Consider the following 10450-nt stretch of genomic DNA (forward strand, 5'->3'; position numbering starts at 1 on the left):
CCGGTCACGGTGGCGTAGCGCAGGTTCATGGCCTGGACGGAGCGGGCGACCTTGGTGGGTTCGAACATGTCCACGGGAGAGGGTTTGCCGGTGTCGATCTGGCAGAAGTCGCAGCGGCGGGTGCATTCGGAGCCGCCGATCAGGAAGGTCGCTTCCTTGTCTTCCCAGCACTCGAAGATGTTCGGGCAGCCGGCTTCCTCGCAGACGGTGTGCAGGCCTTCTTTTTTCACGAGGTTCTTCAGGCCCACGAATTCCGGGCCCATCTGGACCTTGGCCTTGATCCACTCGGGCTTGCGTTCGACCGGGACGGCTTTGTTGCGCTGTTCAACGCGCAGCAGCTTACGGCCTTCAGGTGCCAGGGTCACTGGAGTGCTCCTTCGGGGCTGGATACGAGTGCTTCTTCGTGCTTGCGGAACTCTTCGATGAAGCGCTCGGCAATGTCGGCCGGGTTGATGGTCTTGCCGGTCTCGATGGACATGGTGGTGACGCTCGCGTCGGTGATGCCGCACGCGATGATCTGTGCGTAGGGAGCGAGGTCATTGCTGCAGTTGATGGCCACGCCGTGCATGGTCACGCCGTCGAGGACGCGGATACCGATCGCGGCGATCTTGCGGTCCGGACCCTTATGGTCCGCGAGAACCCAGACTCCCGCCCGGCCTTTGACCCGCGTGGCCTTGATTCCGTAGTCCTCCATGATCGCGATCATGACGGCTTCGAGACGCTCGACGTAGTCACGGATCCCGGCGCGGTTCTTCAGTTTGAGGATGGGGTAGGCAATGAGCTGGCCGGGTCCGTGCCAGGTCAATTTGCCGCCACGGTCCACGGGAACAACCGGCGTGCCGTCAAACGGGCGCTCGTGGTCCTCCGTGAGCTTGCCTGCCGTGTACACCGCGGCATGTTCAAGGAGCAAGACGGTGCTGGGTTCCTCGCCGGCAACAACCTTGTTGTGGAGTTCGCGCTGGATATCCCAGCCCTGCATGTAGTCAACGAAATCCGGGGCAAGACCCAGCTGTGAAAACTCAAGAGTCATGGGGACAAGCTTAGACCCCGCGGGGCGCAGGCCATGATTTTGTGGCCAAGCTCTCAGTCGTACTCGGCTTGCTTGCGGGGCTCCGGTCCTTGGCCTGTGGATAACTTCTGCGGGAATCCGCGATTTCCGGTATTTGTTGAGGCATGGAGACTTTTTCGACCTGCGGGAGTGCCCAGGACCGTGAGCGGGACATGCCCTCCCAAGGGATCGAACCTTCCGAACCTGTGATCCCGGGCTTTGTTGGGGTGCGTGAACTGGGCCGCGGCGGAAGAGCCACGGTGTGGCTCGCAACGGAACAGCGGTCGGGGAAAAGCTTCGCCGTGAAATGCCTCAGCCGGAAACCGGAGACGGCGGATCCACGCGACGCCAAGTCATCCCTGCTGCGTGAGGTGCGGCTTCTATCCAGGCTGGACCACGAGCACCTCGTCAAAGTCCATGGCGTTGTTGAGTTGGCAGAGTCCGTCGACGGCGGCTTGGGCGTGGTCATGGACTACGCCCCTGGCGGCTCGCTTGGGCAGTTGGTGTCCAGCAGGGGGAGTCTTGGCGTGGGCGAGACAGTGACCATCCTGACGCCCCTGGCACAGGCCTTGGCCTATCTGCATTGCCAAGGGGTGACGCACTCCGATGTTTCGCCCGGAAATGTCCTCTTCACCGCGCAAGGGAAACCGCTCCTCTCGGACATGGGCATTTCCCGCATGGTGGGGGACGCCTCGGGGGTTCCGGACTCGGGCACCCCAGGATTCGCGGATCCTGCTCCGGCTGTCCGGGGGACAGCGGAACTGGAGCCGCAGCGCGATACCTACGCCCTCGCCGCGCTTGGCTGGTATTGCCTCACGGGTTCCGCCCCGGACACTGCGGCACGCCGGCCGCCCTTGACACTGTTGGTGCCTGCGGTGCCTACTGCCTTGGCCGTTGCGATCGAGGCCGGGCTTCATCCAGACGCGCAGCAGCGGCCGTCCGCGGCCGAATTGGGTGTCGCGGTCTACCGAAGCGCACCGCCGGAAGCTGTGGACCTTTCCGTTTCGGTGCACGCGACGGTTGTTCCGGAACTGATGACCCGGCGTCGGGCTTCTGCTCCTCGCCCAAAGCGCGCCCGCATCGCGGCGCTTTTCGGCCGCTTCCGCCCTCCAGGGTCGGGACGCAGACACCGGCGTGCGGTTGCGCCGGTTTCGGCACGACGGCGGGCGGCGCCCGTCGTGCTCGCTCTGGGGATGATTGCGGGCGCCGGATCAGTAGCCGCTGTGTGGTTGGCTGGTGCGGTATGGTGGGCTGGCGATCGAGGACCGGGAGCCGGGCAGACGGCCCCTGGCCCGGCGTCGAGTGCTTCCCAGGAAGAACGAGGCGCGAGCGAGCCCGGCATGCCGCGCAATACCCAGCAGGGGGCCGGTCCCGATAAAGTCCCGGTGGAGGCAGAAGTTCCCGCGGTGGTATGGGGCCGGATCCGATCCGCAAACCCGGAGGAAGCCATACGGGGACTGTCGGCACTCCGGGACAAGGCGCTGAGTTCCGGAAAGTTCGAGCTCCTGGAACACGTTAATGTGCAGGGCTCGGCGGCTGCCGCCTCCGATGGAAAGCTCAAGGACGAATTGCTCGGCGCCGGCTTGGTTCTCGCGGGCTTTTCCACCACCCTCTCGAGCGTGAGTGTGGAGAGACCTTCCAGCCCGGACCGGGCAGCAGTTGCTGTCACGGTGGAAACGTCCGCCTATGAAGAACGGGACGCAGCAGGGGAGATCGTCGGAGCGCGGCCCCGGGGCGAACCACAGGAACTCAGGGTGGTTCTCCTGCGTGGCGAGGACGCGTGGAGGATCACCGAGATCCTGGCCAAGCAGTCTTAAATGATCATTTGCCGCCGCTTGCCACCCATTGGGCGGCATCCGCCAGCGCGGGGTGCTGCCAGGCAAAGCCTGAGTCCACCAGCCGTGCCGGTTCCATGCGCTGGTTGGCGAGGACAAGTTCCTCCGCCAGATGGCTGCCGAGGGCCAAGCGCAGCGCGGGGGCAGGTACGCGTAGGAACGCCGGCCGGTGCAGGGCCGCCGCCAATTGCGCAACGATGGCGTTGACGTCAGCGCTTTCCGGGGCGCACACGTTGACGGGACCTTCGAGCGCCGAGTTGAGCAGGTATTCGAAGGCTGAAACTTCATCCACAAGGGAAATCCAGGGCCAATATTGCCGGCCGTTTCCCAACGGTCCGCCCACGCCCATCTTCAGCAACGGAAGGAGCGGACCCAGCGCTCCGCCATCAGGGCTGAGGACCACGCCGGTGCGCGGCGTCACCACCCGCACGCCTGCGGGTGCCGTGTGGGCGGCGGCCTCCCAATCGACGCACAGGGTGGCCAGCATGCCTTTGCCTGGCCCCGCGTCTTCCCGGAGCAGGCCGGCATGGGACGAGCCGTAGTAACCCGAGGCGGACTGGCTCAGGAATGTTCCGGGCGGAGTTCCCAGCCGTCCCATGGCTGCCGTGAGAGTTTTTGTGGTCCGCAATCGTGAGTCGATAATTTCGCGCACGCGTGCTTTGGTCCAGCGCCGCTCCCCGATGCCTGCACCGGAGAGGTTGACCACAGCGTCTGCGCCATCGAGTACCGCCTCATCCAGTTGGCCCGCGGCCGGATCCCAAGACGCTTCGCCGGTTCCTTCAGGCGGGCGGCGAACCAGCCGGACGACGTCGTGCCCGCTGCCGAGGAGATGCGCGGAGAGCGCAGTTCCGATGAATCCCGAGGCACCCGATATCACGATTCGCATGCCCTATCTCATCATGGCAAGCATCACTCCGGCATTACGGCAGGCCTCAAAAGCCCTCGCGACTCCTTTGACTATGATCGAACAATGACCTCCTCCAGCTACTTCCGTTTCCCGCATTTGCACGGTGATTTGATCACCTTCGTGGCCGAAGACGACGTTTGGATTGCGCCCGTGGCCGGAGGCCGCGCGTGGCGGATTTCGGCCCAGCAGCTCCCTGCGCGCAATCCCCGCTTCACCCCGGACGGCAAGCGGCTTGTGTGGACGACGATCGTCGGGGCTGCTCCCGAGGTGGTGACAGCGAACGTCGACGGCGGCGGGTACCGGCAGTTGAGCTACTTCGGTCACAGCACCACCCGTGTCAAGGGATTCACCTCCTCAGGCGACGTTGTGGTCACGACGGCTTTTGAACAGGCCGAGGGGCGGCACACGCATGCTTACGCCTTGCCGTTCGACGGCGGCCCCGCCGTCGAGCTTCCTTTCGGCCCCGTCGAATCGGTGGCGTTCGGCCCGGAAGTGGGGGACGAGCGACCCGTTGTCCTTGCCAGTGTGCTCTCGCGCGAGCCTGCCTGGTGGAAGCGGTACCGTGGCGGTACCGCCGGTAAATTGTGGATCGACGCCGACGGGAACGGCGAGTTCGCCCGCTTGCTTTCCGGGCTCGACGGGAACCTCGCGGACCCGCTGTGGGTAGGCGGACGGATCGCCTTCCTCTCGGATCACGAGGGCTACGGAAATCTTTACTCGGTGCGGCCGGACGGTTCGGACCTGCGCCGGCACACCGATCACGAGGACTTCTACGTCCGGCACGCCGCGAGCGACGGCAAGCGGGTCATCTTCGAATCGGCTGGCGAGTTGTGGATCCTGCCGAGTCTTGAGTCCGACGCCGAGGCAGTACGGCTTGACGTCAGCCTGGGCTCGGCATCCCAGTCGCGGCGGCCGGCACCCCTCAAAGTCGCCGCCCACTTGGGCGACGTCTTCCCCAACGCGGCCGGTTCGGCAAGCGCTGTGGAATCCCACGGAACCATCCACTGGCTGCGCCACAAAGACGGACCGTCCCGCGTTGTCGAAGCGACTCCCGGCGTGCGGGCACGGCTTCCCCGGCCCCTTATTGACGGTCGTATCGCCTACGTAGCGGACCATGACGGCGTCGACGCCATCTACATCAAGAGGATTGCCCCGCGCTTGTCGCAACCGGCGGTCGAAGCACCAGTCCAGGACGCCGCACCCGCCCGACGCGAAGGTGAAGAGGACGGCGCCGGACAACTGCCCCGCCCCGTCTCGGCATCGGCGATCACGGGACAGCCCGAGACGTCCGGGGTTCGGCTGCAGGAACCGCACGCGGAGCCAGCTGCGGCGTCCGCGGATAGCGTGACTGCACCGATGAGCGCCACACGTGGCGGAGCCGAAGAGCCACGGCTCGACTTCCTGAGGATCGATTTCCCCAGGGCAGCCCGTCCAAGCGCCCTCGAAGCCAGTCCCGATGGCAAGTGGCTTGCCGTGGGTACCGCGTTCGGGGACGTTTACCTGGCCGACACTGCCAATGGCACCTTGTCGCGGCTTGTCAGCGTAGGGGACGGCAGCATTGACGGCCTCGCGTGGTCGCCGGACTCGCAATGGCTCGCATGGTCAGAGCCTGTGACATCCTTCGGCTCACGGAGCAAGTTGCGCATGGTCAACACCGCCAACCCTGGAGACATCGTGGAGGTCACGGACGGCCGCTTCTGCGACGAATCGCCGGCCTTCACTCCCGACGGAAAATTTCTGGCGTTCCTCTCGAACCGCAGCTTCGATCCCGTGTACGACGGCCATGCCTTCGACCTGTCGTTCCCCAGCCCCATCAAGCCGTACCTTGTGGCACTCGCTGCAGCCACTCCTTCGCCTTTCGGCCCGGTAGTGGACATGCTGGACGAGGAGGAAGCGGACGCCGTACCCGAAGGGGAGAACGGCGCAAGGAACGCCGAGAAGGACGGTACCGGGGATGGTGCCGGAACCGCCGTCACGGTCCGCGTGGACCGTGAGGGCCTGCCGTTGCGCGTCATCGGCGTCCCGGTGCCGCAGGGCAACTACTCGGCGCTTTCGGCCTCCAGCGGCGCGCTGCTGTGGCTCGATACCCCCCTCTCAGGCGTCACTGGAGATGGCCGTGGCACGGTGCAGGACAAGGCACCTGCTCCAGCGCTGGTCCGCTACGAGCTTTCGAAGCAGAATCAGGTCACACTCGTCCCCGCCGTGGAGCGCTACCGACTCTCAGGAGACGGCAAGAAACTGGTCTTCGTCAATGACAAGCAGGTTGTCGCCGTACCATCCGACGCCAAGGCCGAGGAAGAATCGGGAGAGCTTGTCAAGGTTGAGCTGAACCGGATCCGGATGGTCTTGGATCCGTTGTCCGTATGGGGACAGGCATTCGACGAAGCATGGCGGCTGCAGCGGGACTTCTTCTGGACCGAAGACATGGCGGGCCAGGACTGGGATTCGGTCTACCGACGGTACCGTCCCGTCGTCGAACGCCTCGGCTCGCACGACGACCTGGTGGACCTTCTGTGGGAACTGCACGGTGAGCTTGGCACGTCCCACGCATACGTTCGTCCGGCTGCGGTGGGCGAACCAGGGAGCAACGGACAGGGCAGGCTCGGTGCCGACCTCAAGTTCACGGAAGCCGGTTGGGAGATCACGCGCATCCTCGCGGGAGACACTTCCGACCCCCTGGCCAACTCGCCGCTGACCCGGCCGGGAGCCGACGCGAAGGTGGGCGACGTGATCCTGGCGATCGACGGCGTCGGGCTCTCCGCAGACCGTACTCCGGCCAAGCAACTGGTGGGCGCTGCGGGCCGGACCGCGGAACTCACGATCCTGAACGGCGGCGGGCACGCCGGGGCGGCAGGCCGGCAGCGGCGGATCGCCGTGGTTCCCGTGAAGGATGAGGAACGCTTGCGGTACCAGGAGTGGGTTCACGCCAACAGGCGCACCGTGCGCGAGGCCTCGAATGGAAAGTTCGGCTATCTGCATGTACCGGACATGATGGCCAACGGCTGGGCGCAGCTTCACCGGGACCTTGACACCGAGACCGCGCTGGACGGGTTGATTGTCGATGTCCGGCGGAACCGCGGTGGCCACACGTCGCAGCTCGTGGCTGAACTGATCGGCCGCAAGGTCACCGGCTGGAGCATGCCGCGCGGCGAAAAGCCGCGTACGTACCCGCACCACGCCCCGCGCGGCCCCGTCATTATCCTCGCCGACGAATTCGCCGGCTCCGACGGCGACATCATCACGCAGGTGTCCAAACTCCGCGGCATCGGCCCGGTCATCGGCACCCGGACCTGGGGCGGCGTGGTCGGCATCGACAACCGTTTCGCCCTGGCTGACGGCACCGGCGTGACCCAGCCGCGCTATGCCACGTGGTTCTCCGGCGGCATCGGTTGGAGCGTGGAGAACTTCGGGGTTGAGCCTGACATCGAAGTAGTGTTCCCGCCGCACGCCTACGCGGCCGGTACCGATCCCCAGCTGGAGTACGGGATCGGCGCGCTCAAGGAAATGGTGCAGGAACTACCCACGGACCGGCCACCGGTGCGTGAAGGCTACCGCAAGCTCCGCCCGGCCGCGTTGCCCGCAAGGCCGCAAAAGAGCTAGCTGGAGGCCCGCACGACGAAGTCCCCGCCCTTCCGGAAGGAAAGGCGGGGACTCGCTTTTTGGACAGGTTTCGGACGGGTTGCCGCTAGGAAGCGAGCGTGGCATCCAGCGTGATCGGGGTTGCCCGGAGTGCCTGGGAAACCGGGCAGTTGAGCTTGGCGTCTTCGGCGAGGCGCTGGAATTCCTCTTCGGAAACACCCGGGATGCGTGCGCTCACGGTCAGGTGGATGCCCGTGATGCCTTCGCCTGGCTGGAAGGTGACGTCGGCCTTGGTGTTGACCTCCTCCGGCGCGAAGCCTGCGCCTGCGACGCCGTTGCTGAAGGCCATCGAGAAGCATGCCGAGTGCGCGGCGGCAATCAGCTCTTCGGGGCTGGTCTTGCCCTCTGCGGACTCCGCGCGGGCCTTCCAGGTGACGTTGAAGGTTCCGAGTCCGGAGCTGTCCAGCGTGGTGTTGCCGGCGCCTTCGATCAGGTTGCCGTTCCATACGGTGTGTGCGGTGCGTGTTGTTGCCATGTCCACTCCTCAGCGTCGTTGCGAATTGGCATCCGGATACCGGATGCCGCCGGGTTCAATCCTAGGGATTCGACGGCGGCCGCGCACCGCTTGTCCGCTCTCAGAGGATTGTGACTGCCGTGGTTCGGGCGGCCACGGATTAAGCGGCGACGGCCGCCCGGACGAATGGTCCAGGCGGCCGCGCGGTTTGCTCCGGTCAGCGCTTTTCCGCTCCTACTGCCAGATCGTTGCGATGGCGATGTTGAGCAATCCCAGGCCGCCGACGCCGTGGGCCAGTCCTGTTGAGACCGGTTCGCCCTTCTTGACCTTGCGTGAGCCGATGACGGCGAGCACGGCTACGGCGAGGCCGATCGCGAACTTGATGCCCAGCTTGAAGTAGTCGGGGTGGGTGTTGGGCAGCATGGGGAGGATTCCCATCATGGCAATGCCGGTGATCAGCTGCACGAAGGCGCCGTCGCGCTGGCGCGGGTGGACGGTCGGCTGCTTCATGGTGGCGATCCAGTAGCCCACAATCATGGCTGCGCCGACGATATGCAAGAACAGCAGGACGTTGAAGAGGATAGTCATGGCTCCAGCTTAGCCAGATTCTTCTACGAGCCGTAGCAAAGCCACGGAAGAAAATGCATGCAAAGACGGGAAGGTCCCGGCGGTTTCCCGCCGGGACCTTCCCGTCACGTGATGACACTTATTAGAGGCCGAGGTCGGCTTCGAAGGCACCTTCCTCAAGGCGGGCCCTGAGGGTCTGCAGGAAGCGGCCGGCGTCGGCACCGTCAACCAGGCGGTGGTCGTACGTGAGGGACAGGTACATCATGGAGCGGATGGCGATCGAGTCGTCACCGTTTTCGTCCGCAACCACGACAGGACGCTTGACGATCGCGCCGGTGCCCAGGATGCCCACCTGCGGTTGGTTGATGATCGGCGTGTCGAACAGTGCGCCGACAGAACCGATGTTGGTGATGCTGAACGTACCGCCGGACAGCTCGTCCGGACCGATCTTCCCCTGGCGGGTGCGGCCGGCGACGTCGGCGATCTTGCTGGCCAGGCCGGCAAGGTTCAGGTTGCCGGCGTCGGAAATGACCGGAACCAGCAAGCCCTTGTCGGTGTCCACCGCAATCGCGAGGTGTTCCGCGTTGTGGTAGGTGATTTCCTGCTTGTCTTCGTCATACGCAGCGTTCAGCTTGGGGTGCTGCTTCAAGGCTTCGGCCACGGCCTTGGCGATGAATGGCAGGAAGGTCAGCTTGACGCCGTTCTGGGCCTCGAAGGAGCCCTTGGCCTTGAGGCGGAGCTTGGCGATCTTGGTCATGTCGACCTCGTGCACCTGGGTCAGCTGCGTTGAGGTTTCGAGGGACTCGCGCATGCGGCGGGCGATGACCTGGCGGATGCGGGGAGCCTTCTCCACGGTACCGCGGAGCGAGGAAGCAGCCACGGGGGCGGCAGCAGGCTTGCCGGGTGTCGCGGGAGCTGCGGCCGCCGGCGCAGAAATCGATGCTGCCTGCGCAGCCGTTTTCATTGCGTCGGCTGCGGCGAGCACGTCCTGCTTCCGGATACGGCCGCCGACGCCGGTGCCCGTCACGGTGGTGATGTCGACACCGTTCTGGTTGGCAAGCTTGCGGACGAGCGGGGTGACGTAACCGGACTCGCTCGAAGACGCTGCGGGTGCCGGAGCTGCTGCCGGCGCGGGTGCGGCTACCGGGGCAGCCGGTGCTGCGGGTGCCGGTGCTGCTGCCGGCGCGGGTGCGGCTTCAACGACGGGTGCCGGTGCGGCGGGGGCTGCAGCCACAGGTGCCGGGGCTGCGGGTGCTGCCGCAGGTGCGGGTGCCGCTGCGGCGGGGGCGCCCGAGCCGATGACGGCAAGGACAGAGCCGACTTCAGCGGTCTCGTCCTCGTTGACGCGGATCTCAAGCAAAGTACCGGCCACGGGGGAGGGGATCTCGGTGTCGACCTTGTCGGTGGAGACCTCGAGGAGCGGTTCGTCCACCTCGACGCTGTCGCCCACGGCCTTGAGCCAGCGGGTGACGGTGCCTTCGGTGACGCTTTCACCCAGGGCGGGGAGAGTCACATCGTGACCCGATGCCTCGCCGGAAGCTGCCGCCGGGGCTGCGGCTTCTTCGGCGACGGGAGCCGGTGCTGCTTCAGGTGCCGGTGCTGCTTCAGGTGCGGGTGCTGCTTCAGGTGCGGGGGCTGCCGGTGCTTCTTCCGCAGGTGCGGCGGCGGGCGCTGCAGCGCCGTTGCTGCCGCTGCCGATCCGGACCAGGGGAGCGCCGACTTCGGCGGTCTCGTCTTCAGCCACGAGGATTTCTTCGATAATGCCGGCAATAGGAGACGGGATTTCAGTGTCTACTTTGTCGGTGGAAACTTCGAGCAGGGGCTCGTCGACTTCCACTCGGTCACCAACCTGCTTGAGCCAGCGAGTGACGGTGCCTTCGGTGACGCTTTCACCAAGGGCGGGCAAGTTAACGGATTCAGACATGTCGTCCCCGTTCTCCTTATTGATCTTTAGTGCGGATGAGTGTTGCCTGCTGGGGTGGGGGGGGGGGGGGGGGGGG

Annotated in this window: 7 protein-coding genes and 1 pseudogene; 2 read left to right on the forward strand and 6 right to left on the reverse strand. The window is 65.6% G+C overall.

Annotated features, from left to right (window positions below; all coding sequences use genetic code 11):
• Positions 1–365 (reverse strand): annotated as a pseudogene (locus AC3WJU_RS12565) (lipoyl synthase); the annotation flags it as partial.
• Positions 362–1030 (reverse strand): lipoyl(octanoyl) transferase LipB, encoded by a 669-nt coding sequence (gene lipB / locus AC3WJU_RS12570; RefSeq protein WP_492260015.1) that lies wholly within the window; start codon positions 1028–1030, stop codon positions 362–364. The pseudogene AC3WJU_RS12565 and the gene lipB, both read right to left, overlap by 4 nt.
• 143 nt (positions 1031–1173) lie before the next feature.
• Here lipB and AC3WJU_RS12575 point away from each other — a divergent pair, with 143 nt between their 5' ends.
• Positions 1174–2865 carry a serine/threonine-protein kinase gene (locus AC3WJU_RS12575; protein WP_492260016.1) on the forward strand — a complete coding sequence of 564 codons (1692 nt, stop codon included), beginning with the start codon at positions 1174–1176 and terminating at the stop codon, positions 2863–2865.
• Positions 2866–2869: 4 nt separating this feature from the next.
• Here the strand turns inward: AC3WJU_RS12575 and AC3WJU_RS12580 are convergent, their stop codons facing one another.
• A complete protein-coding gene (locus AC3WJU_RS12580; RefSeq protein ID WP_492260017.1) occupies positions 2870–3769 on the reverse strand; it encodes a TIGR01777 family oxidoreductase in 900 nt (299 codons plus the stop codon).
• Positions 3770–3853: 84 nt separating this feature from the next.
• Between AC3WJU_RS12580 and AC3WJU_RS12585 the strand changes: the two genes are divergently transcribed.
• Positions 3854–7390 carry a S41 family peptidase gene (locus AC3WJU_RS12585; protein ID WP_492260018.1) on the forward strand — a complete coding sequence of 1179 codons (3537 nt, stop codon included), beginning with the start codon at positions 3854–3856 and terminating at the stop codon, positions 7388–7390.
• Between the two features lie 85 nt (positions 7391–7475).
• On the opposite strand, the gene AC3WJU_RS12590 is transcribed toward AC3WJU_RS12585, so the two are convergent.
• The 3 genes from AC3WJU_RS12590 to sucB form a co-directional block, all read right to left on the reverse strand.
• The gene (locus AC3WJU_RS12590; RefSeq protein ID WP_284990745.1) at positions 7476–7904 is read right to left on the reverse strand and encodes an OsmC family protein; all 429 of its coding nucleotides are present in this window, start codon (positions 7902–7904) and stop codon (positions 7476–7478) included.
• 213 nt (positions 7905–8117) lie between these two features.
• Positions 8118–8471: a hypothetical protein gene (locus AC3WJU_RS12595; RefSeq protein WP_284990744.1), complete on the reverse strand. Its 354-nt coding sequence runs from the start codon at positions 8469–8471 to the stop codon at positions 8118–8120.
• 121 nt (positions 8472–8592) lie between these two features.
• Positions 8593–10374, reverse strand: a complete 1782-nt coding sequence (sucB, locus tag AC3WJU_RS12600) for a 2-oxoglutarate dehydrogenase, E2 component, dihydrolipoamide succinyltransferase (protein ID WP_492260019.1) — start codon at positions 10372–10374, stop codon at positions 8593–8595.
• Between the last annotated feature and the right edge of the window lie 76 nt (positions 10375–10450).

The sequence above is a fragment of the Arthrobacter sp. FW306-1B-F12A genome, from assembly GCF_058781865.1.